Origin of the sequence: Haloterrigena salifodinae, assembly GCF_003977755.1 — an archaeon.
GTDB lineage: Archaea > Halobacteriota > Halobacteria > Halobacteriales > Natrialbaceae > Haloterrigena > Haloterrigena salifodinae.
Map to the genome: position 1 here is coordinate 179,288 of NZ_RQWN01000006.1, position 26,164 is coordinate 205,451.

18 protein-coding genes and 2 pseudogenes are annotated in these 26,164 nt (G+C 56.6%); 16 read left to right on the forward strand and 4 right to left on the reverse strand.

Annotated features, from left to right (window positions below):
* Positions 1–309: 309 nt before the first annotated feature.
* Positions 310–1,761: a 2,5-dioxovalerate dehydrogenase gene (gene xacF / locus EH209_RS22000; protein WP_126664955.1), complete on the reverse strand. Its 1,452-nt coding sequence runs from the start codon at positions 1,759–1,761 to the stop codon at positions 310–312.
* A 931-nt stretch (positions 1,762–2,692) separates the two neighbouring features.
* On the opposite strand from xacF, the gene EH209_RS22005 reads away from it, so the two are divergent.
* From EH209_RS22005 to EH209_RS22050, 10 genes are all read left to right on the forward strand, one after another.
* Positions 2,693–3,730, forward strand: a complete 1,038-nt coding sequence (locus EH209_RS22005; protein WP_239641901.1) for a TRAP transporter substrate-binding protein — start codon at positions 2,693–2,695, stop codon at positions 3,728–3,730.
* 80 nt (positions 3,731–3,810) lie between these two features.
* Complete coding sequence (locus EH209_RS22010; RefSeq protein ID WP_126664956.1) at positions 3,811–4,371, forward strand: TRAP transporter small permease; 561 nt, start codon at positions 3,811–3,813, stop codon at positions 4,369–4,371.
* Between the two features lies 1 nt (position 4,372).
* Positions 4,373–5,668: a TRAP transporter large permease gene (locus tag EH209_RS22015; protein WP_126664957.1), complete on the forward strand. Its 1,296-nt coding sequence runs from the start codon at positions 4,373–4,375 to the stop codon at positions 5,666–5,668.
* 121 nt (positions 5,669–5,789) lie between these two features.
* On the forward strand, positions 5,790–6,233 hold the full coding sequence (locus EH209_RS22020; protein ID WP_126664958.1) for a universal stress protein: 444 nt from the start codon (positions 5,790–5,792) through the stop codon (positions 6,231–6,233).
* A gap of 450 nt (positions 6,234–6,683) precedes the next feature.
* Positions 6,684–7,760, forward strand: a complete 1,077-nt coding sequence (locus EH209_RS22025; protein WP_126664959.1) for a mannonate dehydratase — start codon at positions 6,684–6,686, stop codon at positions 7,758–7,760.
* Between the two features lie 1,108 nt (positions 7,761–8,868).
* The gene (locus EH209_RS22030) at positions 8,869–9,642 is read left to right on the forward strand and encodes an IclR family transcriptional regulator (RefSeq protein WP_126664960.1); all 774 of its coding nucleotides are present in this window, start codon (positions 8,869–8,871) and stop codon (positions 9,640–9,642) included.
* A 429-nt stretch (positions 9,643–10,071) separates the two neighbouring features.
* Positions 10,072–12,003 carry a hypothetical protein gene (locus tag EH209_RS22035; protein ID WP_126664961.1) on the forward strand — a complete coding sequence of 644 codons (1,932 nt, stop codon included), beginning with the start codon at positions 10,072–10,074 and terminating at the stop codon, positions 12,001–12,003.
* A 171-nt stretch (positions 12,004–12,174) separates the two neighbouring features.
* Positions 12,175–13,524, forward strand: a complete 1,350-nt coding sequence (locus tag EH209_RS22040; RefSeq protein ID WP_126664962.1) for a hemolysin family protein — start codon at positions 12,175–12,177, stop codon at positions 13,522–13,524.
* A gap of 284 nt (positions 13,525–13,808) precedes the next feature.
* Complete coding sequence (locus EH209_RS22045; RefSeq protein ID WP_126664963.1) at positions 13,809–14,633, forward strand: DUF7260 family protein; 825 nt, start codon at positions 13,809–13,811, stop codon at positions 14,631–14,633.
* 101 nt (positions 14,634–14,734) lie between these two features.
* A complete protein-coding gene (locus tag EH209_RS22050) occupies positions 14,735–15,685 on the forward strand; it encodes an alpha/beta hydrolase family protein (protein ID WP_126664964.1) in 951 nt (316 codons plus the stop codon).
* A 621-nt stretch (positions 15,686–16,306) separates the two neighbouring features.
* On the opposite strand, the gene lrp is transcribed toward EH209_RS22050, so the two are convergent.
* The gene (gene lrp / locus EH209_RS22055) at positions 16,307–16,768 is read right to left on the reverse strand and encodes an HTH-type transcriptional regulator Lrp (RefSeq protein WP_008895852.1); all 462 of its coding nucleotides are present in this window, start codon (positions 16,766–16,768) and stop codon (positions 16,307–16,309) included.
* A gap of 267 nt (positions 16,769–17,035) precedes the next feature.
* Between lrp and EH209_RS22060 the strand changes: the two genes are divergently transcribed.
* Positions 17,036–17,314 (forward strand): PadR family transcriptional regulator, encoded by a 279-nt coding sequence (locus tag EH209_RS22060; RefSeq protein WP_008895851.1) that lies wholly within the window; start codon positions 17,036–17,038, stop codon positions 17,312–17,314.
* A gap of 69 nt (positions 17,315–17,383) precedes the next feature.
* On the opposite strand, the gene EH209_RS22065 is transcribed toward EH209_RS22060, so the two are convergent.
* Positions 17,384–17,995: a hypothetical protein gene (locus EH209_RS22065; RefSeq protein ID WP_126664965.1), complete on the reverse strand. Its 612-nt coding sequence runs from the start codon at positions 17,993–17,995 to the stop codon at positions 17,384–17,386.
* The gene (locus EH209_RS22070) at positions 17,992–18,882 is read right to left on the reverse strand and encodes a ParA family protein (RefSeq protein WP_211338408.1); all 891 of its coding nucleotides are present in this window, start codon (positions 18,880–18,882) and stop codon (positions 17,992–17,994) included. The genes EH209_RS22065 and EH209_RS22070 overlap by 4 nt, the downstream gene beginning before the upstream one ends.
* A gap of 1,251 nt (positions 18,883–20,133) precedes the next feature.
* On the opposite strand from EH209_RS22070, the gene EH209_RS22075 reads away from it, so the two are divergent.
* The 5 genes and pseudogenes from EH209_RS22075 (at position 20,134) to EH209_RS22090 (ending at position 26,101) form a co-directional block, all read left to right on the forward strand.
* A complete protein-coding gene (locus EH209_RS22075) occupies positions 20,134–21,480 on the forward strand; it encodes an orc1/cdc6 family replication initiation protein (protein WP_126664966.1) in 1,347 nt (448 codons plus the stop codon).
* Positions 21,481–23,883: 2,403 nt separating this feature from the next.
* Positions 23,884–24,163: pseudogene (locus EH209_RS24435) on the forward strand (hypothetical protein); the annotation flags it as partial.
* A 107-nt stretch (positions 24,164–24,270) separates the two neighbouring features.
* A pseudogene (locus tag EH209_RS24440) lies at positions 24,271–24,522 on the forward strand (DDE-type integrase/transposase/recombinase); the annotation flags it as partial.
* 581 nt (positions 24,523–25,103) lie between these two features.
* The gene (locus EH209_RS22085) at positions 25,104–25,532 is read left to right on the forward strand and encodes a hypothetical protein (protein WP_394343713.1); all 429 of its coding nucleotides are present in this window, start codon (positions 25,104–25,106) and stop codon (positions 25,530–25,532) included.
* A complete protein-coding gene (locus EH209_RS22090; RefSeq protein ID WP_126664968.1) occupies positions 25,529–26,101 on the forward strand; it encodes a hypothetical protein in 573 nt (190 codons plus the stop codon). The genes EH209_RS22085 and EH209_RS22090 overlap by 4 nt, the downstream gene beginning before the upstream one ends.
* Positions 26,102–26,164 lie beyond the last annotated feature (63 nt).

Below are 26,164 nucleotides of genomic sequence, written 5' to 3' on the forward strand. Positions count from 1 at the left end.
ACCGGCGATCGATCGTTTCGCGTGACGATACAAAGCCAGCGATAGACGAGCCCTCGATCAACCGGCGTCGAATACTGACATCTGCACCGAAGACAGTCCGTGAGGAAAGGGGATCGGGTAAGGGCCATCCCATACTCGTCAGTACATTTGGTGCACCAGGAACGAGAAAATCGCCGCCCGTTCCGGGACGGGACCCTTGAGGGACCGGTTAACCGATACCGAACGGTGCTGGCGTCGGATCGAACAGCGAATCGACCGCCGAGAAGAATTGAACTCGAACTGCGCGCTACGGGAAGGGGCGACGGCGGATCAGTAGTTCATGTAAACCGTCTTCGTCGACGTGAAGAAGTCCAGTCCGGCGTCGCCCTGTTCGCGGTAGGTGTCCGTCGAGGACTCCTTATAGCCGCCGAAGGGCACGTGGAGCTCGAGGCCGGTGGTCTTCTCGTTGACCTTCGCGACGCCCGACTCGACGTTCTCGGCGAACTGGTTCGCTTCGGTGAGGTCGTCCGTAACGATGCTCGCCGAGAGGCCGTAGTCGACGTCGTTGGCGAGCTCGAGGCCTTCCTCGAAGCTGCTGACCTTCAGTACGGCCAGCACCGGCCCGAAGACCTCCTCCTGGGCGATGCGCATGTCGTTGTCCACGTCCGAGAAGACGGCCGGCTCGACGTAGTAGCCGTCGGCGTACTCGTCGCCGGTGAGCCGCTCGCCGCCGGTCTCGAGGGTCGCGCCCTCGTCTTCGGCGATTCCGACGTACTCGAGCGTGCCCTCCAGTTCGCTGTTCGTGACGTGGGGGCCCATGTCGACGTCCTCGTCGCCGGGACCGATCTCGATGGTCTCGGCGTACTCGGTGACGCCCTCGACGAACTCGTCGTAGACGTCCTCGTGGACGATCGCGCGGGAGCAGGCGGTACAGGCCTGCCCGGTGACGCCGAACGCGCCGGCACCGACGATGTCGACGGCCTCGTCGACGTCGGCGCTGGGCATGACGACCGTCGGGTTCTTCCCGCCCATCTCACACTGGACGCGTTTGAGGTCGTCCGCGGCGGCCTGGGCGACGGCGGTTCCGACCTGCGTGCTCCCGGTAAAGGAGACGCCGTCGACGCCCTCGTGGTCGGTCAGCATGCCGCCCACCTCGCTCCCGGAGCCAGTGACATAGTTTGCGACGCCGTCGGGCAGTCCCGCTTCGTCGAGCGCCTCGAGGAGTTTCCAGGAGACGGTCGGCGCCGCCGAGGCGGGTTTGAGGACGGCCGTGTTGCCCGCGGCCAGCGCGGGGGCGAGCTTCCAGGCTGGGATCGCGATGGGGTAGTTCCACGGCGTGATCAGGGCGACAGTGCCGAGCGGCTCTTTCTTGGTATAGAGCTCCGTGTCCGTGCTGCTGGATGACTTGACGGTGCCGCCGAGGTCGCTGGCCTTCTGTGCGTAGTAGTAGAAGATGTCGATCGCACGTTGGACCTCGCCACCGGCTTCGCTGAGCGTCTTCCCCTCCTCCTGGGTCAGCGTCTCGGTCAGGTCCTCCTTCTGGTCCTCGAGGATCTGGGCGGTTTCCTTGAGGATCGCTCCTCGTTCCGGGCCGGGCATCGACGCCCACTCATCCTCGGCGGTGACTGCGGCCTCGACCGCCTCTTCGGCGTCTTCGGACGTCGACGACTGGAACTCGCCGACGACCTCGGTCGTGTTTGCGGGGTTCAGTACCTCGAACGTCTCTCCGGAACGCGATTCGACCCACTCACCATCGACGTAGTTACGATGCGTTGTCGGCATTCGGGCTAGTCGTTTCGTCGTCCACTATACGAAGGTTTCTTTCCCGGCAATACTATCACTGCCAATGACGACAGTCTCATCGGCAGGGGCCCACCATGACGAGTCCTCAGTAATATAGAAAAGAAACCGATGCGATATCGGTTCCGCCATCGCTAGGGATTGGGAACTCATATTGGTAGATCGGCGACTTCCTTCCGAGAACGTTGTCGCCGGGTCGGTTCGCCGATCGACGGATGGCTGATACGGCAGTTAAGTGGCACCGCCGCAGCGCTACTACGGGAACCACTAGTACGGCGAGCGTGACCCCAGCAGCAACGTCTTCACGAAGCAGGCGATCCGCTTGGTCTATCCAGTCACTGACTAACAGAATTGAGTGAAGGTCGTCGCACGATCTGTGAAACCACAACTCGATCGTCAGCGGTCAGGACGCCCGCGACGTCGACGCAGTCGTCCTTGCCGCCGATATCCAGGCAATCCTCGATCGGCTCGTAGACATCAGCGTATGTGTGGCCTGCAGAACACACGTGACAAGACGGAGTCCATCTGGCAACCATCATTCGAAAGGCAGTCGCGGAGCAAGGCGAGATAATGGCAACACACTGACCCGGAACATGCCACATAGACCGATGTCAGTACGGCAGAGTCCACGATGGTCAAGGAGGCTGGACTCGTCGATCGAGAAGTTCGCGATTGAGTTTCCGTGTTGTTGGCAGGCAAGTGGTGTCTCTCGCCGGGAGTGAACACAACTCGGGACGTCATGCGTGCGCGCTGGTTATATTTTAAGCTGGCCTGTCATCGAATTGTCCGCAAAGACAGCGACGCTATTGTGATACCGACTGAGGGCGTACACTCACCGATCAGACAGATATATTGGTTCAAATGGCTGTTAATAATGATTAGATTTATACCCCTCCATTACAATGGGTTGAGTATGTCTGGCAAACAGACAGCTGGGAATGAGAGCTGTTTAGATAGTGTGACGCGTCGTCAAGCCGTCAAGATGGGAATTGGTGCATCTGGGCTAGCGACTCTCGCTGGGTGTATGGGCGGAGACAGCGGTGGAACGACTATCACCATGGCAAGCGTAATGGAGGAAGGTACCTCTCTGGTCTACGCAGGGCAACAATTCAAAGAACGCATCGAAGAGGAATCGGACGGAGACATCAGCGTCGAGTTCTCCTACGGCGGTTCGTACGGATCAGAGACCGAGACGTTCGACCTGATGAATCAAGGCGCAGTTGATATGTACACCGGAGGGTCAGACGCGTACGACATGCACGCACCCAAGTACTACTTCTTCAACTCGCCGTACGTCCTCGAGAGTTTCGAACACCAGCAGAAGATTATGGAGTCGGACGAGTTCCAAGAAGAAGTGTACCCGGCTCTCGAGGAAGCAGGGATCAAGGTCACCGGTCCCCGGGTCTACCGAGGAATGCGACATTACACGTCGAACAAGCCAGTTCGGACTCCCGAGGACGTTCAAGGGATGGACCTACGGCTTCCGAGTCACGATTCGTGGGTAAAAGCGTGGGAAAGCGTTGGTGCGAGTCCATCGCCCGTCTCACTCGACGAACTCTATTCGGGTCTTCAGCAGGGCGTCGTTGAGGCGTCCGAAGGCCCACCAGCCCAGATCGCCTCGCTTAGCCTTTGGGAGGTGCAGGACTACTATAGTATGACTAGTCATCTCCCGCAGAGCGGGCAGATGTACGTGAGTACCAGTTTCTACGAGGGACTGGACGAGTCTCAGCAGGATATGATCGACGAAATCGTCAACGAAGTTGCCGAAGAGGCAACGCAGTGGGCTCGAGATTCGGAAGAAGAACTAATCACGGAGGCCGAAGAAAACGGCATGGAAATCATTGAAGACGTTGATACAGACGCGTTCTACGAGGCAGCAGCCCCCGCTGTCGAACAGTTATTCGAAGAGACGTATGCGGGTTCGTGGGAGAAGTGGCGCGACATGGCGTGACACTAAATCAGCATAATAGTTGAGTGGTACAGCTACACCGAACCGGTGCTATTATACTATAGCGACCATTATTATTGTATATGGATATCGACCAGTCGCTAGGGTTAAAAAGAGATACATGGTACGATTGGATCGTGCTAAACGTGGCAACATTCATTTTTATTCTAATGTTGCTTCTGACGGTGTTTCAGATAACCGTCCGTGTACTCGATCTCCCGGTCAGCGGGGGTGCGTGGTGGACGGAACCGCTCGCACGGTATTTGCTCATCGTCGGGACCTACGGAGGGGCTGCAGTCGCCTCCAGAAACGGAGAGCACATCAAAATGACAATCGTCTCTACCCAGCTCGAAAAACGATCTCCGCTGATCGGGTCGATCGTCGATATCCTTGCACAGGTTTTGACGATCGTCTTCCTGATCATGTTGGGGTATGCCGGCTTACGTGCAACGCTTCAGAACTGGGATACGCCGATGATGGCAGTAGGGCAGGTACGACAGGGATGGATATACGGGTCGATAACGGTATTCATCGGGATGATGGTGTTCTATGAACTGGTCAACCTGCGCGCTCTACTAACGACGACCGACTTCAGTCAACAACTCATGAACAAAGAAAACCGCGCGAATAAGGAGGGAGAATAGGATGGAGCTATTACTGATTGGACTCATCTTTCTCGGCGGATTGCTTCTCCTCTACGCACTCGGCATGCCCGTCGCGGTCGCGATCGGATCAGCATGCGTCCTCATCATGCTCTCTCCGTTCGGCCCGTCCCTCAATTTCGGCTTGATGTCGAATCAGTTGATGCACGGCCTGAACTCGTTTACGCTGCTCGCAGTTCCGTTCTATCTCATGTTAGGTCGATTGATGAATAGGACGGATATGACCTCGGAAGTCTTCGACTTCGCGAACGCGATATTCGGTCGGATTCGAGGCGGAATTGCACAGGTCAATATCGGTGCGAGCGTCATTTTCTCCGGGATGTCCGGACTGGCGGTTGCTGACGCCGCGGGGCTCGGCCGAGTCGAGTACAACGCGATGCGCGACCAGGGATACGATAAAAAGACGGCAATCGGTGTCACTGGCGCGTCGTCGATCATCGGGCCGATTATTCCGCCGAGTGTGCCGATCATTCTGTACGGCGTATTGGCCGAAGAGTCCATCGGGGCGCTGTTCCTCGCCGGAATTGTACCTGGACTGCTACTTGCGGGGGTCCTTTCCATATTCACGTATCTCGTCGTCCGGTGGAAAGGATACGGGAAAGGCGAGGCTGTCGGACTCCGAACAATCGGTGAGGAGTTCGTTAACGCTCTCCCCGCGCTAGTGATCCCCGTATTCATCGTCGGCGGTATTCTCTCGGGGATGTTCACCGCGACGGAGGCCGGCGCGGTTGCAGTGCTCTATGCAATCGGGCTGGGCTTCTATCAGGGCTCTCTCACTGGAGAGGTACTGCTCGAGGAATTCCGAGATGGAATGGTCGAGACGTTCTCTATCCTCTTCATCATCTCTCTCGCGATGCTCTACGGTCTCGTCGCACTGCAACTTCGAATCCCAATACTGTTAGCCGACGCGATTACAGGCTTTACGACGAATCCGACAGTGGCAATCCTGATCTTCGTTCCGCTGTTCATGCTCATCGGGACGTTCATGAGCATCACCGCAACGATCATGATCATGGTTCCGATCCTCATGCCGATCATCGAGACGCTCGGAATCGACCCGATCCACTTCGGGATCGTGATGATCCTCTCGCTCATGACCGGCGTCGTGACGCCGCCACTGGGATCTGTCCTCTTCGTTCTGGAGAAGGTGACCGACGCCTCGCTCGAGACCGTCATGCGTGCGATGATCTTGTTCTACATTCCGTTACTAGTCGTTATCTTGATTGTCGCCCTCGTGCCGGAAGTCTCGACCTTCGTCCCGAACAACTACTTCTTCTGAGCTAATTTCCTCGCTTTCAGACGTATAGGGGCGAAAATAAACTCCGGCAACATACAACTGTATCCGAATGGCGTCACGCTGCAGGCTGAGTTTTATATATCTTCACAGTAGTATAGAGAGTATGGATACAGTGCTTGTTGTCCAAACAGGGGATGAGCCGGACCAACAACTGCTACGTACAGCAAAGCGGCACGTTTCCGGAACGGAGACAGAGATCGTATTCTGCAGAGCCGTCGATGAAAAGAGATTACAGAATAACCTTCAACGGCAGGCAAACTCGGAGCGGGAAGTCGAAGGTGTCGACGAAATGGAAGAGATTGCAAAGACCGAAGCAGAAGATATTGCAAGCGATGCGTTCGGTGAGGAGATTCCGTACCGAGCGGTGGGTCTCGTCGGGACGATCCCGGACGATGTCATCCAGATGGCCGAGGAAGAGGGATGCGATCACATTTTCATCAGCGGAAAGAAGCGTTCGCCGGCTGGGAAAGCAGTTTTCGGCGATGTGGCCCAATCGGTTATCCTCCAGTTCGATGGACCAGTTACCGTCACGACAATGTCGACCTAACGCAGCGGAACCAGACGAACATCACGGATTGGTTTCTCCTAGCTGTTAATATAGTGTTTGTCTGAAAATACGACCATATTATAATGATTTTCACTGCAATAGAGGATGAATGGCAGGGTTTATGTTACTGAAAGGTGGCCAAACGTATGGCGCAATTGAGTAAGGTAAGTGCCCGAATCGGAAGTCAGCCATCGCTTAGCCTTGACTCTGCCCAAAGGAACATTGCGCCACTTGTCGTAGCTCTTCGAAAATGCTAGCTCCGTATTGCTGTCCCATAGCAAGCGGCCGGACCTAGCTTTTTCGTTCTCGTTACCTTGTAACCGATATTATACTCAGACGACATCCATCATATGTCACAATATCCGAACGGTTAGCGATCAGAATACCCACCCAGTTCGCGGTTGCTGCAGTCTTCGTAACAGTTTAGACATCTCAAGATAAGTAGAAAGCATGAGCCAGAATAGTAATGCTGATGTCCGTGTTGGTGTTCGAACACGATCGCTTTCAGACTCTCGGCTACGGTACATCCGTCAACTGGGAGCAACGGATATTTTCGTTGATCACGCCGATACGGAGGAGGAACCGGACGAATTCAACGACCGTGACGGGACGGACACGATTGTCGTTGGTCCAGACCAGATTCCGTCGGTTTCGGAACTCACGGCCGCTCGAGAACGGGTCGAGGACGCAGGACTGTCCTTTACGGGCATCCAGTCGCTCCCGTATTCGATGTACGGCGACATCATGTTCGACCGTGACGGTGCAGACGAAGCGCTCGATCAGATCACAACCTTGATTCGGAATCTCGGAGAGGCTGGCATCCCAATATTGGGTTATCAGTGGAATCCCCGCAGCGTCGTTCCGATGCGCACGTCCCCTGTTGAAGACCGAGGCAGCGCCGAATCTACTGCCTTCAATTATGACGAGCTCGACGAACCGGACGAGCTCGCGTCCGGTATCGACCGCGAGTACACCGAAGAGGAGTTCTGGGACAATTACCAGTACTTCCTCGAGAACGTTCTTCCGGTCGCCGAAGAGGCAGGTGTCGACCTGGCGCTTCACCCAATCGATCCGCCGAGTATCGAATCGCTCGGCGGGATTCCGCGCCTGTTCCGCAACGTGGAGAACTTCGAGAAGGGCATGGAACTCGTCCCGAGCGACAATCACGGACTGAAGCTCTGTCTCGGCTGTTTCTCACAGATGGGTGAGGATGTTACCGATGTCATCCGTCGATTCGGCGAGCGTGATCAGATTATCTTTATTCACTTCCGTGACGTCGTCGGTACGATGCCGAAGTTCCACGAGACGTTCGTCGACAAAGGCAACTTCAATACCGCTGACGCGGTGAGAACACTCCACGATGTCGGTTTCGAAGGGGCAGTCATTCCTGACCACGTACCGAAGATGGAGGGTGATGACGACTGGCGACACCGAGGACGCGGATTTACTATCGGATATCTTCGGGGTGTCGTCGATACGGTTCGCTCGGAACAGACTCAGACAACGCCAGCGCCCGAAGCCGAATAACTCCACTCATTGCTGCTTCTGAATTCCATCTTCCAGCATGAGCTCTATTACCATAATAGACGAATGTGGTAGTTATCTGGTGTTTGAATAAGCAAGCGGAAAACGTGGAATCTGAGCATGAGACTATACTGCCGGCTTACGCCGACTGTGATACGTTCAGCGGATATATCGTGTTTCAGATCTCATCTGCCGCCGTCGTAACGCCGATCGCAGTACCGACTAAAACTGGCTTGGGGTCGACAAGGATGGAAAAGTGGAAACACCGTAAAGACTGTCCCAAGCCCAAATAGCTGTTGTGGCGAACAGTACAATAGCGAATTCGCTGTCACAACGAGCGCGAGTGTGGCGGTAGCGGTCAGTGTACTCAGTATCAGGCGGATTCGTTTAACGGCACAATCGGTAAACCTCCTCTATGTAGTTGATCAAAATCCGTACACGTACTAGAGAACGATTGGTGATATAATGGAAAACTGTCGCAAACCACAGGTGCGGAAGTAGCGCCGGATACACCGTCCAGACGCCTATTGATATGATCGTCAGATACGACGGCAATTCGTGTCCCCCATTATCGAGCCAGAGTGTTTTCGCTACTCGTCTCAGAGTGGATGCCGTGCTAAAGGCAATTCCGTAGGTAACTATCGGTTGTTATTGTATCACATCAGCGACCGCGGAGTTGTTTTGCGCTCCACCAGTTCCTCCTCGCCGAACTTTACACTCGTACGTATGTATGTGAGAGAGCGCCTCTGATTACATTAATACAGTTGTAATTTCCAAGGGTTTCGGCCGATATATAGCGCGTCAGAAATTCAGTCCCTCGCACGACTATGCTTTAGAACAGGTGTATTCGAAAGCTACAGGGGTATTCTCGTATGAGGAATACTAAATCCGGTCTTGCGGGGACAACCAGAACCATTCGGAGAGTATCTGAAGAGCGGTAGTAGCCGGAACGTAACTGATAGCGGGTGTCCTACCCATATGAACCGGGAATTGTCGACGAATGGCGGCGTCAAACAAGCGGTTTTTATCACCCCACATTCAGTGAATCAAATGGTAGAGAGTTCCGCTCTGAGGAACATACTTATGTGGGAGAAACCCACTATGTCCTGGCATGGCAAACACCCCCAACGAACGCACCGGACGCCGGATCCAATCAGTTGAGATTGCCTTTACCGTTCTCGACGCCGTGCGGAAAAACGACCGGCCCAGCATAACCGAACTCGCCAACGAGCTCGGCCATTCGAAGAGCACGATCTACAGCCACCTCCAGACCCTCGAGAGCGAAGAGATCATCGTCCGCGAGGACGACGGCTACCGGCTGAGTCTGCAGGTGCTGGACATGGCCAACGACATCCGGAATCAGGTCGCCAACTACGACGTGATCGTCGACGCGGTCGACGAGCTAGCGAACGAAACAGGGGAGATTGCACAGTTCGGAATCGAGGAACACGGGCAGGTGTCGTATCTCTACAAGGCGATGGGGAACCAGGCTGTCGAAACGGCCTCGCGCGCCGGCGGGAAACAACCGATCTACTCAACCTCGCTCGGGAAGTCCATCCTCGCGTTTCTCCCCGCCGACAGACAAGAAGAAATCGTCAGCGAAACGGCTTTCGAGCGGAAGACGCCGAAAACGATCACGGATCAGGCCAGTCTCTACACGGAACTCGAGGAAATCGCCGAGCGGGGGTACGCGATCGACGACGAGGAGAACATCGAGGGACTCCGCTGTGTTGCCACGCCCGTCCGAAACGGAACGTCGGTCGTCGGTGCTGTTAGTGTCACCGGTCCGGCTAGTCGGATCACGGACGACTATCTCCACGGTGAACTCGCCGAGAGCGTCCAGCGCGCGGCCAACGTCATCGAACTCAACACCAAGTTCTCGTAACGTGGACTCGCTTTCGTCGCGTCCGTGAGAGGAAGTATCGCGCTCGTGGGAACAACGGGGGGAACGGTTCTTCCATCCGTCCCGATAGAATCAGAATCGGTCGCGGTCCGAGGAACAAATCGAACTGTTGGGTAGCGGTTGAACTGATCAGACAAACCGGACTGCCTGCTTACGGACCAGTCGTTTAACCGCGTCGATCGATCTTTTTCGGTGATTTAGGGTATCGACACCAGTCCGAAGCGAAAAAACACAGTAGTTTGAGCTGCTCGAGGAGAGGACTGACGACGGCTATCCGAAGCGGACGTCGCTGTTCGTCGACCTCTTTACCGAGATCCTGGACTCGAAGGGAAACCTCGAGGCGTAGCCGCGTCATCGGCTCGAGCCACCGACACCCAAATATTAATCCGTCCGAGAGACACTCCACCGAGTATGTACGAGATTCGGGCGAGCGAAACCTTCAGACGACCGCCGGAATGGGCCACATTACAGCGCGAACTGTTCGAGACGATGGCCGACGCCGTCGGCCGGTTCGCCGACGAATACTTAAACGAGAATGGCGAGCCCTACTGGCCGCCCGACGACCACGTCGGCGTCGACGGCTTCGACGACGTGATCGAGGGGTTCTACAACTGGCCGCTGGTGTACGCGATGGGCGGCGACGAGCGCTTCCTCGAGCGCGCGCGGGAGGCCTACGAGGGCGCGCTGAAACGGGGCAGCGAGACCGAGACGCCGTTCGGCCATCCGATGGTTGTCGACGAGTTCGAGCAGTGTCGCGACTGGTTCCACCTCGGCGAGGGCAACCTCTTCACCTACAACATGGGACTGGCGGCGCCGGACGACGAGACCGTCGTCGACCGGGCCGAGCGGTTTGCGGAACTCTACTTCGACGACGCCGAGGCGAACAACTACGACGGTGAGAAGCGGCTCGTTCGAGCGCCTCAGAACGGGAGCATGGGCCCCGAATACAGCGATCTATCGGCATTCGGGGATCAGTCGACCTTCGGTGGCTACGGCTCCGACTACCGCTGGGCGAGTCACGGACTCCCGTGGCGGGACACGGGGTTCGACGAAGCGGCCGAATTACTCGATCCGGACAACGAAGAACGACTCTACGAAATTTACAGTGAACGCTGTTCTCGAGGAGACATCCCACTCAACCTCGGGATCACGAGCCTGATGACCAACGCCTACCTCCATACCGGCGATGACCGGTACCGGGAGTGGGTGACGGAGTACCTCCGAGCGTGGCGCGAGCGTACCGCCGAAAACGGCGGGATCATCCCCGACAACGTCGGACTCTCGGGCGAGATCGGAGAGTACACCGACGGGAAGTGGTACGGCGGTTTCTACGGCTGGTCGTGGGGCGGCTGGCACTACGTCGGCATTGGTCCCACTGTCGCAGCGGAGAACGCCGTTCTGCTCGAGGGCGATCTGGAGTACCTCGAGTTCCCGCGCTCGCAACTCGACGTCCTCATCGAGAACGGGATCGAGGTCAGCGAGGATCCGGTCCACGACACGCTGTACGTTCCCCACAAGTACGGCGATCCGGGCGACTACCATTACGATGCCTCGGACGTACTCACGGAGAACGACGGTGAGGTACTCTGGCGCGACGGCTGGTACGAGTTCAAGCCCCACCGGGACGATCCGTACATCTTCCACCTCTGGTACATGTCCCTCTCCGAGGAGGATCGCGAGCGCGTCGACCGACTGCGCGACTGGGGCAGTCAAGACTGGAAACAGGTCGACTTCCGGGCGTCGAACAAACACGGCGCCGGCGAGGAGTACGCCTGGCTGTCGTACCTCGACGGCGACTTCCCCGCCTATCCCGAGCGGATCATGGAGGCCAACCACGCCCACGTGCGGGACCACCTCGCGCTCATGGGCGAGGAGGGCGGCGTCCCCGAGGACGACGCCCTCGACGAGGACTACCTCCGCGACCGGAATCCGGTCTTCCACCGCGGGCTCCTTCAGCTCACGATGGGCGCGCCCCAACCCGTCTACTACGGCGGGCTCGTGATGGCGCAGATTCGTCACTTCGATCCCGAGCGCGAGCGGCCGGGGCTCCCGCCGGGCGTCTCGGCGCTGGTCGAGGACGTCTCCGACGAGGGCGTCGACCTCACGCTGGTCAACGGCGGCGGCGCGGACCGCGACCTCGTCGTCCAGGCCGGCGCCTACGGCGAACACAAGTTCGCGGCCCTCGAGTACGGCGGCGAGCGCGGGCAGCCCGAGTCGAACGCGATCCGAGTGTCGCTTCCGAGCGGCTCTCGCGTCTCGTTGTCGGCGGCACTCGATCGGTTCGTAAACGATCCGAGCTACGAGTTCCCGTGGAACAAGTCGCACGCGCCGGCGCGCGAGTGAGCCGAAGAGGTACCAACTTATACCAGTCTTCAGTACAAAACGGACACTACTATCAATGCACCGACGTCTATCCGAACTCAGCGCCGCAGACGATCGCACGTCCGTCGTACCAAGAACCGGTCGTAACGGTTGCCGGCAGCCGCCGACTCCCGCACCCGGTGGTGACGCGTCATGACAGGGTTCGGGACGGCTCTCGTCGGCGCCATTACCGGTGGCCTGCTCCCGCCGGGTCTCGTCGCTCCCGCCGGCATCGGGGCGTTGCTGGTATTGCTGGTCCTGTCGGGGTTTTTCTCCTCGGCGGAAATCGCGATGTTCTCGCTGGCCCAGCACCGAATCGAGGCGCTCGTCGAGGACGGCACGTCCGGCGCCGAGACCGTCCAGACCTTGAAGGACGATCCCCACCGGCTGCTGGTGACGATCCTCGTCGGAAACAACCTCGTCAACATCGCGATGTCCTCGATTGCGACGGGCCTGTTCGGGATGTATATGAGTCAGGGCCAGGCGGTGCTAGCGGCGACGTTCGGCGTGACAGCCGTCGTCTTGCTGTTCGGCGAGAGCGCTCCGAAGTCCTACGCCATCGAGAACACCGAATCGTGGGCGCTGTCGGTCGCCCGCCCGCTGCAGTTCTCGAAGTACGCGCTGTTCCCGCTCGTAATCACGTTCGACTGGTTGACACGTGTGGTCAATCGGCTGACCGGCGGCGGTACGGCCGTCGAAGAGTCGTACGTCACCCGCGAGGAGCTCCGGAATCTGATTCGAACCGGCGAGAACGAGGGAATCATCGAAGCCGACGAGCGCGAGATGCTCCAGCGGGTGCTCCGGTTTACCGACACCATCGCGAAGGAGGTGATGACGCCGCGGCTGGACGTCACCGCCGTCGCTCGAGGGGCGACCGTCGACGAAGCCGTCGCGAAGTGCGTCGAAAGCGGTCACACCCGCCTTCCAGTGTACGACGGCGACCTCGACACTGTCGTCGGTGTCGTTACCCTCGGCGACCTCGTCCGCGACCGGCAGTACGGTGAGACCGAAGACGAAACCCTCGAGATGTACTTAGAGGAGACGCTGCACGTTCCCGAAAGCAAGCAGATCGACGACCTGTTTCGCGAGATGCGCCAGCAACGCGTCGAACAGGTCGTCGTCATCGACGAGTTCGGGACGACGGAAGGAATCGCCACCACCGAGGACATCGTCGAAGCGATCGTCGGCGAGATCCTCGAGACCCAGGAAGACGAACCGATCGAGGTCGTCGACGATCGAACCGTCCGTGTCAACGGCGAAGTGAACGTCGAGGACGTTAACGACGCCCTCGAGATCGACCTCCCGGAGGGCGAGGAGTTTGAGACGATCGCCGGCTTCGTCTTCAATCTCGCCGGGCGGCTGGTCGAACCCGGCGAAACGTTCGCCTACGACGGCGTCGATCTCACCGTCGAGAGCGTCGATGCGACGCGCATCAAACGCGTTCGAATCGTCGAGCCGGAACCGTCGACGGCTGATGACGCCAGCGCGTCCGCGGCGAGTTGAACGAGCAGGTGGCTTTTGCTGTCGATCGAGGTCGCAATTCGCTGACCTTACTGTCGCCCGGGTAGTATAATAAAATATCCGATAGAAAGTGTGATAACTAACACCAAAGAAAGAGCATGTGAGGAACGATGACAGGAGTATTCAGATCGGAAGGAGTCGATCGTCTGCGGACCGTCGGGCCAGCTATTCGAGGCGTCGCCGTGCTCGGAGTTCTGGCAGTTACGGCTCTCGCAGTGACGAACAGCGGGCCAGGTATCGAGCGACTGGCCGGAGGCGGTCACGGGATGGATCTGGTTGCCAGTTCCCTTGCGATCGGCGGCTACTTTCCCGCGGCGACCAGGGCCGTCGAGCGGGAGCGCGAGCAACTGCAACGGGAGTGCAAGGCGTTCGACCGATTCGCGTCGGCGGTGAAATCGATCACCGTACAGACCGATAGCAGAGACGGTGTTTCCACGGTTCTCGTCGGAAACGCCACTGCCACCGGAAGCAACCTCCAGAACGTCCGAGACGCCTACCGGTCAACCGTCATGGACGTCGATCATTACGAGAGCGAGTACGGGGAAGAGCTCTACGAGAACATGATGCTGGAACTGACCGAAAACGTCGCGTCGGCCCTCGCGGACGGCTACCAGTTCACGCAACCGCTCAAACAGGCGGTGATACAGCAGTCGCGACTGGCCAAGTCCCGCCGTGAATCGCTGCTGGACGCCATCGACGCCGAACGCGACGCGCTCGAGCGAGGTCGGGATCGACTCCGGGAAATCGACGAAACCGTAGCGGACGATTCGATCGGTTCGGAGGACGACTCGACCGACGCGGTCGAGTCGAGGAGCGACTCGCCCCTCTCGGAGTACTCCCTCACGGAACTCTTCGAGTACGAACGGCGACTGCAGCGCTGTCTCAGCCGATACGAGCAACTGCATCGGGACCGACAGCACGAGATCCACTCGAACGACGCCTACCGATCGAAGACCGGCTACCCGTTCTTGCAGCTCTACCTCTACGAGTCTCTCGAGGACGACTTTCCGCTGTTGGCGGCCGTTACGGAACGATTCGAAGGGCTTCGAGCGCGCCAGGAGATGGTCCGTCGAGCGATTACGTACCGGTGATCTGACGACGGCGGTCGAGGCTATCCTACCGCGGTTGGAACCGGTGGCTGCAAGCTCACTCGACCCGACCGAATTATGACCTCGTCGTCCGTCGAGCCGATATGGACGCTCCTGAGAGAGACGATACTCGAGACGCGATCCTCGATTGCCTCGGTTCGTTCCCCGACCGGCCCGATCCGGCCGTCGAAACCGTCTCGGTCGCGGCCGACGACGGGTTCGAACGCCGACTCCTCGAGTACGCCGTCGAACCGGATGAACGGATCCGAGCGTATCTGCTCGTCCCCGACGATATCGACGGAACGCGACCCGGAATCCTCGCCGTACATCCGCACGCGGGCGAGTTCGACGTCGGAAAATCGGATCCGGCCGGGCTGAGCGAGACGGAGCCGTACCACTACGGCGCCGAACTCTGCCGGCGCGGATACGTCGTCTGCTGTCCGGACCTGCTCGCCTTCGAGGACCGACGGCCGTCCGAGCGCGAGCAGGCGGCCGGGACGGCGCCCACGGGTGCCGACTACGAGAAGTTCGTCGCGATGGATCGCCTGCTGCGCGGCTCCTCGCTTCAGACGAAGTACCTCTCGGATCTCGTCGCCACGCTCGACGTCCTCGCAGCCCACGATCTGGTCGCTTCCGAGGCGTTAGGTGCGATCGGCCACTCGCTCGGCGGTCAGGAAGCCGCCTGGCTCTCGTGGTTCGACGATCGGATCGACGCCGCGGTCGTCTCGAGCGGCGTGGCGCGACTCGCCGCCGTCCAACGCGAGCAAATCACCCACAACTTTGCGCTCTACGTTCCCGCCCTCCTGACGGTCGGTGACCTGGACGACGTCCTGGCGGACGTCGCGCCGAGTTCGCTGCTAGTAACCCACGGCACCGACGATCGCATCTTCCCGCCGGAGTCGGTCCGCGACCTCGCCGACATCGTTTCCGAGGCCTACGCCGACGCTGGCGCCCCGAAGCAATTCGAGACGCTGTTTTTCGAGGGCGGGCACGAGTTCCCCGCCGAGGTACGAGAGAGCGCCTACGACTGGCTGGACCAGCAACTCGAGCGATAGCACCAGGGAGGTCTCGTCGAGAGATCCGTTTTGGTCGGTGTCGGTTGGTTGACTCGAGTGGTAGTGACTCGAGAACGAACGCCGCGCTATTCTCAGATCGAAATGTAGACATTCAACAATCATATCAGAGTTCGTAGTAAGTTATGTATCTAGTATTTACGAATAGAGTTAGATAGAGACGAATCAGAACTACGAATGTCTACGATTGAATTGCCAACGCAACAGGCCGTAGCAGGCCATTAGATCACTTTTTACGCCAGTAAAACGACACCTCATTCCGTTACCAGTTTCAAAAGACGCTGCATTACTTGTATTGTTCTATGTCGTGCTATAGACCAAATAAAGAGACAGAAGGGAGTTTTTAGAGTGGGTTATTTCTATAGATACAGTAATATCCGAATTGTATGCCTATATGATGAACTACTCGACAGAAGGACCTACTGAATAAAAAATATCTGATAATTAGTTAAAGCAATCAGAATGAAAGAATGACAGATAGACCATCGTCGTGCCCCTGTTTTCCGGCAAATATGTGATAGCGATATGAAAAAGACTGCTCGAGCTCGGTTCCGGTCAAATCGGGCGGGCAGAAGCAGTCGATACAGCGACGCTACGCTGCGGTTACTCGTCGTCGGTTTCGAGTTCGAACTGTTCGTTCTCCGAGACGGCATTGAGAACGATGCTCGTGTTCGACTGATTGATGTCGGGATCGGTCAGCAGCTGCTTGATCCGATCGTTCATGTCGTCGGTGTCCTTGAACTTCCCGATGGCGATAATGTCGTAGTCGCCCGTGACCTCGTAGACCGAGATCATCTGATCGTGATCCTTCAGCGTCTCGGTGATCTGAGGAAGCGCGTTCCCCTCAGCTTTGAGTTGCATGATCGCGGTGACGTCGTATCCGAGCGCATCGTAGTCGATGATGGGCGTGTAACCCTGAATAACGCCCTCGTCCTCAAGAGCGGAGAGGTGGTTCGAAATGGTCGTGACGGAGACGTCGAGTTCTTCGGCGAGGCTCCGAAGGCTTGCACGTCCATCGTTCAATAGTTCGTTCACTAAGTCTTCATCCAAGTTTTCGTAGGCCATTGTAGGGTATGAACTACTCCTTATACTAGGAGTTTTCGAATATCCAGTTTCAATGCTTGTGGTGGCACAGTTTGTTCTCAACCGGGCGCAGCACGGTGTTCTCGGAGTCGATACGATGGTCGCTGAAGACCCGACAGACCCCAGATATCACGTTGTTTTGGGAATTACTAGTTCCTTCAGAAACACGGTATCGGCGATCTGGACTCCGTAACACTCGTTACAGGACATAGATGGGATTTTATATAACAGGAGCGAGACTAGAGATGTATGTACGATCTCACGGGATTCCAGCGCGACCTGTTGTACGTGATCGCCGGTCAGGAGGAACCGCACGGGCTCGCGATTAAGGAGGAACTCGAGAACTACTACGAGAAGGAGATCCACCACGGCCGTCTCTACCCAAATCTCGATACGCTCGTCGACAAGGGACTGGTCGAAAAGGGGACCAAGGACCGACGGACCAACGTCTACTCGGTCACGCGACGCGGCACGCGCGAACTCGAGGCGCGACGGGACTGGGAGAATCAGTACGTCGATCTCGACTAAGCCGTCCGGATCGCCCACCATTCGCGGCAAAGACCGACAACGACCGTATTCGGGACCGACCGAACGGCCTTACGGTTCACCGGACCGGCGCCGCTCCTCGAGTACGAGTTCGGCAACCCGTTCCGGCTGTTCGTTCGCCAGACGGAGCACCGCATCGTGAATCTCGCGGGTTTCCTCGTCGAGCACCTCCGCTTGGGCGAGCGTCGGGAGGATCGTCGTCCGGATCGCGTTCTCGAATTCGGCTACCGTCTCGTTCCGAGCGTAGAACGGCTTCTGTTTGACCGCGCTGTATTCGAACGCCGGCCCCGTCTCCGCGGGCGAGACCGGTTCGGCGGCATCCGATTCGGACTCGGACTCGGTAGGTTCGCCGTGGTCAACGGGCGGGTCTACGGCTGGCTCGTCGCTCGTCTCCGACGTCGATTCATTGCTCGTACTCGTGTCGGGAGTCGCCGTCGTCGACGATTCGGCGGGCGTCTCCGTCGAGTGAGCGGTCGGAGCGTCCGCAACGTCGGTCGTCGACTCGACCGCGGTCGCGGATTCAGTATCGGATGTCTCCGAGTCGTTCCCGGTCGTTTCCGGATTGTCTTCAGGTGCCTCCGGATCGTTCTCAGGAGTCTCCGAATCGTCCGATTTAGGCGACTCCGTTTCGGTTTCCTTGAGATCGTCGAACGGGTTGCTCATCGCTCGATCCCTCCGGTGGCGACGATTTCAGCGAGTTGCTCGTAACAGGCGATTTGGTCGTTCTCCGGGTCGTAATCCTGCAGCGGCTGGTTGTGCTGTAAGGATCGCGACAGTGCCGACCGATGACGGATGCCCGGCTTCGGTGGCGTCATCTCGCCGGCGTCGATCTCGTCGAACTCCTCCGCCGTGATCCGGGCGAACTCCGGCACCGCTTTCTGCAGCGGCTGGCCGGGATTAACCTCGTAGGTTGCTGTGTTCAGGTTCTCGAGGAGCTCTCGGTCCTCGGTCTGTTGATCGATTCGGTCGCCGAGTTTGTTCGGCACGACGGCGAGGACGTCGACATCGATGTACTCCCGAGCCGGCTCGATGAGACGTTCCATCGTTCGCTTGTAGCCACCGATCGCACTCGAGCCGGGTTCAATCGGGATCATCACGTTCCCCGTCGCGACGAGTGCATTGTTGTTGAGCATCCCCGGATACGCCGGACAGTCGAAGACCACGTAGTCGTACTCGTCGCCCAGCAGCGGATCGACGATCTTCGACTTGATTCGCGCCGAACCCTGCATCGCGCCCGCGAGGTCTTTTTCGACGTCCTCAAGCGTATCCGACGACGGGAGGAGATCGAACCCGTGATCGGTCGGACGAATCAGGTCGTGGGGAGTCGCCGTTCCCTCGAGAATGACGTCCCCGAGATTGGTCTCGCCCTGGTATGCGTCCTCGAAACCGAGACCGTTCGTCGCGTGACCGTTCGGGTCGAGGTCGGCGAAGAGGGTCGTTCCACGCTCGGCGAGTTGGCGAGCCAGATTCATCGAGGTCGTTGATTTGCCGACGCCACCTTTCAGGATGACCACGCTTACAGCGCGTGGCTCGGACGTTGTGTCGTTCATTATCGCGTTCACCCGCTGAGAGAATCGGAATAGGGACCTATTGTTCCGAATTGTTCTATTTCAGCCGGTAGAGATTAGATTCTGCTATGGAACCTTAATTCTACCTACTGGAACTAGGGTAGGTTGAATAGGTACAATAGGGAGAATAGGTACAATAGCTCAGATAGATCAGATAGTACCAATAGATGAAATAGGGAAGATGGGAGGAGAACCTATTGGAAGAAAGGTAGCTATTGGAAGAAAGGTAGCTATTGTAGGGAGAGATCCGTTCAAGATGGCAATAGTAGGTGGAGAACCGAACAAAGAAGCTATCAGAAGTGGTGACCGTAGCACTATTCCGCTATTAATTTTCAGATAATTACCCACAGGAGAGTAGTGGAACTCGAGGGAAATCTCGAGTGAGACTACCGACCTCAAGTCACTATTATCCAAGACGGAGATCAAACGGCTCGTCAGGGTGCCTGGATAGATACGGAGATCGGCGAGGATTACAACATAGTTGATTCCCACGTATCTAGGGAAACCTCCTTTCGAGGAGAACCCTTGGAAAGAGAGAAAGAGATGAGCGATGGAGGGGACACCCCCACCCCGTGTGCGAAATGAAATCGGTGAGACCGAGAGGGGACCGTTGATCGAGATCGAAGGGGAGGAAGTTGGAAAGGGGTCCTAAAATGACGCTTTAGCTGTTATAGGACGCTAAAACGTCGTGTCTGGGTTTGGTCACTCTAAGAGCTTCTTCCGGGGCGAGGTATTACCTACAATCATAGTTAATATCTGTTCTCTAGATCTAGTTGCAGTGCGGTTACTGTTTATAGGCTGGCATTATAAATCTTCCCTAGTATATAGGCTAATTCTTATATCTAGTGTAGAGCCTCTCCTTCTCATAGATTCCCGAATTGCGCCCGCTCATGCTGCTAACACCGCCACCCCCCACCCCCACCTTCGAACGGATTTCATCTCGCACACGGGGGGAGGGGGTTCGACCCTCTTCTCCATAACTATGTTTTCCCCTCTGGTCTACTGTTCTCCCCTTATGATCCGCTTTCGGACTTGCGCCCAATCGGTCGAGACGGATTTCATTTCGCACACGGGGTGTGTCGTTCCGCATTCAGTCCGGTTTGATTTCGCCCACGGTTATCGGCACTATCCAACTATCTATCAATAGATGGTCTCTATCCCGATATCACACTACATTTAACCTCGCACACGGTATCCCACATTTATTTATGGGCTGGGCGTTATTCCGATACTATGACTGATGGCAACGACCAACAGTCTCTCTCCCAGTCTATCAAAGGTCGTCTTCAGGAGGGGGTGCAAAACTCCGTCTTTCGAGAGAAGGCGTTGCTCGATCCCGATACCGTCATCGATGAGGATCGAATCGTCGGTCGCGATCAACAGCTGGACGATATCATCACGTATCTCCGACCGATCCTTCAGAGCAATCGCCCGCCGAACATGCTCCTCTACGGCCCGTCGGGAACCGGCAAATCGCTGATCATCAACGCCGTCTGCGAACAGGTCTCCGACCTCGCGACGGCCCAAGACATCCGGTTCGGCGTTGTCCAGATCAACTGTCAGACCATCAAATCCCACGACCGTGCCGTCTATCGCCTCGTCGAAAACGCCGCCGCCGAGGCCGGAGTTGCAGCCGAGATTCCCGAGAGCGGTATCTCCACTGATCAGAAACTCCGTCGGTTCTACGAACTGTTGAGCGAGTATTTCGATTCGGTTATCATCATTCTCGACGAGGTCGACCTTCTGGTCGGTCGCCAGCGAGACCCGAACGACGAACCCGCCTACTCGAAACTCCTCTACCAGCTCTCTCGAGCCTCGCAACTCGGTCGGATCGAGGGCGATATCTCCGTCGCTGCGCTGACGAACGACCCGCGGTTCATGGAGAACCTCGACGGTCGAGCGGAGAGTTCGTTCAATCCGCAGGACGTGGTCTTTCCCGATTACGACGCGAATCAGTTGCAGGCGATCCTGGATCGACGCCGCGACGCGTATCGCGACGACGTCCTCGCAGACGGGATTATTCCGCTCAGTTCCGCGTTTGCGGCACAGGACCACGGGGACGCGCGGAAAGCGATCGATCTCTTCCGAAAAGCGGGCGAACTGGCTGACCGACAAGGCGAGGGGACGGTCCGCGAGGAACACGTTCGAGACGCCCAGAAGGAAGCCGAACGCGACCGGACGCTCACGCAGATGCAGGGGCTTTCGACGCAAAAGAAGCTCTCCCTTTATGCAACGGCGATCGTTCCGGTCTATTCGAACCGGAACCTCAACGCCGTTCCCAGCACAGTGGCATTTCGCGTCTACCAGTACATCGCGGATCTCCTCGATGCTGATCAGAAGTCTCGCGACTCGTATCTCCGGTATATGACCGAAGCCGAGACGTACAACTTTGTCACCTCGGAGAAACGCGGCCGCGGCTACGGAAGCGGCGTCCACAAGGAGTACACCTTCGTGGACGATCCGTCGGTCGTCGCGGAAACGCTGCAGGAGGATATCCGCCTCGAGGAAATCGAGAACAACGAAGAATTGATCGAGTCCGTCGTCAATGCACAGATCAACGACTTCTTCGAAGGGGACTGACTGCTGTCGAGTAACAAGTGATTCTATCTCTCACACAGTAGTCGTGGACCTCTTACAGTAGTTGGGAAGAACAGGTCATCTAATTCATATCGCACACGGGGCCTGCCCTGAGCGAACCCCGGAATTCATCTCGCACATGGGGTCTCATTCGTTCGCCCGCAGTCGATTCATCTCGCACACGGGGTCTCATTCGTTCGCCCGCAGTCGATTCATCTCGCACACGGGGTGTTACCCTTACAACCGAAGCTAATTCATCTCGCATACGGGGTCTCCTTTGCTCGATCGCAACCAATTCATCTCTCACACGGTGTCCCATCCGTTCAACCGCGGCCAATTCATCTCGCACACGGGGGGTGGGAGGGGGAACGAGTTCGCTGTCCGTCGATTTTCGTATGGGCCCCCTGAATCGAAACAGACGAGCGTATCAGAATTGATCCGCTACATCAAGGAAGAAATTCGCAACTGATTCCGGTCGGAGTTCAGGGCGAACCTGATAGTGATGGTGCTGGGAAATCCACTCTTCGAGATCACGCCCCTTCCAGAGCATACCAACCCGAGAAAGGTGCCCACCCCACCTCACCTCGTGGATGGACAGCACACTCGGCTCGTAAGGTGTGGACTCCTCGTACAATAGCATTTTGTGACCACGTCGCGGAAGCCACCGACCCGCTCACCGTCAGCGTATACGTTCGCGAGACGCTGTGTCATCCGTTCATGATCACTAACTCGGTTGACCGCCTTGAGGACGTCGTGGATGATTGGTTAGAGACATTCAGCGTCACGGCTAGTGCCTCGTGAACGGTGCCGTGTTTGTAGCATATCCCCGACGACGGCCCCCGGTGAGGTAAACTATATCCGGGTAGGTTCCGTTTCCGATTCTGACGTCATCCGTTAGAGTTCCATGGGAACGCGAGGCCAATAGCAGTAATGTCGGACACTGAACGCGCAGACGATCGGTTGATCGCTGTCGCACTTACCGAATTCTCAGTCCAGTACGAAGCCGCCGATCCTGAATTCGCCGAGATCTCCTGGCAGATTGCAGCTGACCAACTCCTCAAGTAGGAACTCCTCTAATTTCTTCCTTTCCAGTCCTCGCTGGCGCATGTGCGTCATTCTGCCAATATGCCACAACTGTAAAAGGAGTAGTTCTCTGTGCCACAACTCCTCAGATTTTTTGTAGCGAAGCATTTGATTGCTGAACTAAAATTAAAAACACCAAACTATTTTCATATTCCTCACCCCCAGTACACTCTCCTTGACACGAAACTCAAACATTCATGCAGTGAATGATGTCGAGGGGAGAAAATCTACAATCTTATAAAAATTTGAAATATGGGTTTGACTATCTGATTTACCATGAGCTACGTTATTGCCCATGCCCTAAATACCACACAGTGTATAGAATAGACACAATTTAAATATATTATAATATGATAAAAATTAAGGTTTATACCAATAGTCTATATCTATGGATCAAGCTGGAAAACAAGTAAATAATCAAATGATAAGAATCTCATTCTACCTTTTCATAACGGGTATATTTCTATATATTATAACACGTGATCTTTCTAGTTCTATTTTACCACCCCTGTCCGTGTTATTTGTAAACATTCTATACGTTATTGCCTACCGTAGAAATATTAATACTTTGAAGGTCAATTTACCCCTTTTCATTTTTGGTGTTGTTGGTGGTGTTATAATGTACTTTAGCTCCCAGATACCTTCCTGGTTTGGACTGGCTACTATTGTAGTTTCAATCATATTGGGATTATACACATACATTTTAATAAAGAGAGTATCATAGAAGACCTCTCACACCGTAACCACGGCATTTTCCAGAATTCCACTCTATTATATGTAGGTAGATATCGATGAAACAGTCGGCCAAGTCATCCACGTTATCGAGAGTGACGACTTGATTCGACGAGTCACTCAACACCTCCCTATACCTACAACCGGTCCGACAGGCAATTAACCGACTCAAAGATGCAGGATTCATCTACTATGATGACGGCCTTTCCGTTACTCGCGTCAAAGCGAATAGGAGTACCTGCTTTGATCAGTGAGGCGTTTGCTGTCATCTTTGCAGTCGATGATCGATTTCCTACCACAACAGCATTAGAAACGGTTGTCTCTACAGAATTGCCAGCGTCGTCAACGGCTCTTACAGCTACGCTAAGAGATCCCCGGTAGGAGCCTAACTCGAGAGTTGCCGTATAGTTTTCCCATTTGTTTTTGTGAGAGGTACTTGTTTCCAGCCGGTTTCGTTGGCAAACGGCGTCGTTGACGGAACTCCGTTACTGCCACGTTTGGTAGTGTAGAGTGTGACGTTATTGACTGAACCGGCACTGTCTAGTTGAGCCAGTTTGAGAAGTGAGCAGGCCGTTGAGTTGATTTGGACTAATGCTTGCAGACCTGCTCAGCGAGAGTTACGACGCGGATTTGGAAGAGCCTTGGGAGCGTGAGCGGACGGCGACGTTCACAAGAGCGTAGCTCTTGTGCAGCCCATCAGAACGCGGAGCGTTCTGAGGACGCTCGTCAGGGTGTTCGCCGTCCGACTCCACGCGACCGGCGGTTCCCTTCGAGAGACACACGCGATTCTTCGCTTGCTTGGCGTTGAACGCTCTCATCAAGCAATCTGGACTAGATACATCGTCTGGCTGATAGCGTGCCAAACCCGCCGACGTCCACGAGAGCGAAGCTCGCGTGCGGCCTCTTGGAGCGCTTTGCGCTCCAATGGTCGGCGAATCGAAGATTCGCCTCGACAGCAGAACGCGAAGCGTTCTGCGGACGGCGACGCCGTCGCGGGTCGCCATTGATGAGACCACTGTCAGGATTAACGGTGACTGGTCTTGGGTGTACGCTGTAGTATACATAGACTCTAGACTCATTCTTGATGTCACAGTGTTCGGACGACGAGGTACCGATCCAGCCGCTGCGTTCCTGCATCGAGTGACCGAGAAACACGATCTCTCCGATACCGTGTTTCTCGTCAATGGCTACGGCTATCTGACTGCCCTCTCTCGACTAGGGTTGAGCGGCAACGGGCGAACACCAGCGGAGGTGCTAAACTAGACTGTTCCTAACTATTCTTCCCTCTTCAGGTTTGAGGTGTCCATCTTCTATTTTACGATCCAATCGCTTCCGCATGACCGAGTTACCACGCTGGAGGATCCCGCAATGGGTCGAGAGATCCCGCCGCAAGCGGACCCACCAGATCAGTAACTGCCTCGAGATCGTGAATCACCGGGTCTACGTAGTCGATTCTGAGTGTGTTGGAATCGTGGCTGGGTTGATAGTACTTGCGCCGAACATAGCTACTGTCGCGTACCTCTCCCACGCGACATAGCGATCCAACCATCCCACCTACCCTTGACCGCGAACTCGTCGCTCAGCTACCGTGGGTCTACCCCGGCCCACTGGGACTTTTGATTCTCTCAGACGCTTAGTGTTCCTATCCAATCTCGAGCGTTTCATCGACCTGTTCGTCGCGATGGGCAGCCGTCAAACAGTCAGTAACGCAATTCGCTGATTCGTCCGATAGAAGGATATCACCTGCATTCAGCCGGACGGGTGGACGAGCCGTTACCCGCCGACAATCCCGACGGAGTCGAGCCGGGAGAATGTGCAAGGCCTGTGCATCCGACGAAACCGTTATCCATCTATGTGCAGAATACGCACATAGAACGAGCGTGAGTGACGATCTACGGCGGGTTCACTTCCAGTCACCCGAGTATCTCGTTGAACGTCTCGATGCGATCGCAGAGCTCTACGACACGAACCGAACGGACCTGCTCGTCGAGGCTATCCGCGAGTATCTCGAAGAGACCGCCGACAGTGAGACCTTCCAAGAGTTAGTCGCGACGAAGTACTACGATGACCAGCTCGAGTTCGAGACCGTCAAGCAACTAGTGGGCGCTGAGACCGCCCAGCGACTACGCCTGCTCAAGGCAGACCTCGAGGACGAACCGCTCGATCTCTCCGCACCCGATGATGTCGATGTCTACGAGAACGACGCGACCACAGTCGACACCGCAGACGACGATCGATGAGCGGTCCGCGACTGCGACCGGTCGTCGCCGACACCAGTGCACTCGTTAGTCTCGCCGTGCCTCGTGCGGACGCGGCCGCCGACACCGATGATGTCCCGGACCCGCTCCGGTACCTCCTTACGTCGTGTGACGTATTCGTGCCACCGGAAGTCGTCGCGGAACTTCGCGACATCACGCAGTATCAGGACATCCACGCCGCCGCTGCGAGCAATGTTCTCGCGGCCCGCAACCACTACACGATCGCGGATCCTTACGAGCGCGACGACACACCGAACACGCGACCGACGTTCGGCCTCGATGACGGGGAGACCGATGGGATTGTTCTCGCGAACGCACTCGACATCGACGACTTTCTGACCGACGAATTTGGGGGAACGAACTTCCCGCTTATCCACGCGGTGCTCCAGGGGCCGCGGATCGTGCCGACGCCGCGGCTCATGTGTGACTACGCCCGGACCGGACACATAACCCAAGAGGAAGCGAGAACGCTGACTACGACGATTAGCCCGCATCGAAGCTGGGACGACAGTCCATACGTTGCCCAGTTGCTACAGCGTCTTGAGGAATAGCCGTACTGCGAGTGCCTCGGAAAACGTGCTAGACTCAGATCCATATCTACTGACGGGTGAGTA

Coding starts and splice junctions, on each gene's coding strand:
- EH209_RS22090 (WP_126664968.1), top strand. CDS start 25,529: ATGAGCGGTCCGCGACTGCGACCGGTCGTCGCCGACACCAGTGCACTC.
- EH209_RS22020 (WP_126664958.1), top strand. CDS start 5,790: ATGGATACAGTGCTTGTTGTCCAAACAGGGGATGAGCCGGACCAACAA.
- EH209_RS22085 (WP_394343713.1), top strand. CDS start 25,104: ATGTGCAAGGCCTGTGCATCCGACGAAACCGTTATCCATCTATGTGCA.
- EH209_RS22025 (WP_126664959.1), top strand. CDS start 6,684: ATGAGCCAGAATAGTAATGCTGATGTCCGTGTTGGTGTTCGAACACGA.
- EH209_RS22075 (WP_126664966.1), top strand. CDS start 20,134: ATGACTGATGGCAACGACCAACAGTCTCTCTCCCAGTCTATCAAAGGT.
- EH209_RS22030 (WP_126664960.1), top strand. CDS start 8,869: ATGGCAAACACCCCCAACGAACGCACCGGACGCCGGATCCAATCAGTT.
- EH209_RS22070 (WP_211338408.1), bottom strand. CDS start 18,882: ATGAACGACACAACGTCCGAGCCACGCGCTGTAAGCGTGGTCATCCTG.
- lrp (WP_008895852.1), bottom strand. CDS start 16,768: ATGGCCTACGAAAACTTGGATGAAGACTTAGTGAACGAACTATTGAAC.
- EH209_RS22010 (WP_126664956.1), top strand. CDS start 3,811: ATGGATATCGACCAGTCGCTAGGGTTAAAAAGAGATACATGGTACGAT.
- EH209_RS22050 (WP_126664964.1), top strand. CDS start 14,735: ATGGACGCTCCTGAGAGAGACGATACTCGAGACGCGATCCTCGATTGC.
- EH209_RS22045 (WP_126664963.1), top strand. CDS start 13,809: ATGGATCTGGTTGCCAGTTCCCTTGCGATCGGCGGCTACTTTCCCGCG.
- EH209_RS22035 (WP_126664961.1), top strand. CDS start 10,072: ATGTACGAGATTCGGGCGAGCGAAACCTTCAGACGACCGCCGGAATGG.
- xacF (WP_126664955.1), bottom strand. CDS start 1,761: ATGCCGACAACGCATCGTAACTACGTCGATGGTGAGTGGGTCGAATCG.
- EH209_RS22005 (WP_239641901.1), top strand. CDS start 2,693: ATGTCTGGCAAACAGACAGCTGGGAATGAGAGCTGTTTAGATAGTGTG.
- EH209_RS22040 (WP_126664962.1), top strand. CDS start 12,175: ATGACAGGGTTCGGGACGGCTCTCGTCGGCGCCATTACCGGTGGCCTG.
- EH209_RS22060 (WP_008895851.1), top strand. CDS start 17,036: ATGTACGATCTCACGGGATTCCAGCGCGACCTGTTGTACGTGATCGCC.
- EH209_RS22065 (WP_126664965.1), bottom strand. CDS start 17,995: ATGAGCAACCCGTTCGACGATCTCAAGGAAACCGAAACGGAGTCGCCT.
- EH209_RS22015 (WP_126664957.1), top strand. CDS start 4,373: ATGGAGCTATTACTGATTGGACTCATCTTTCTCGGCGGATTGCTTCTC.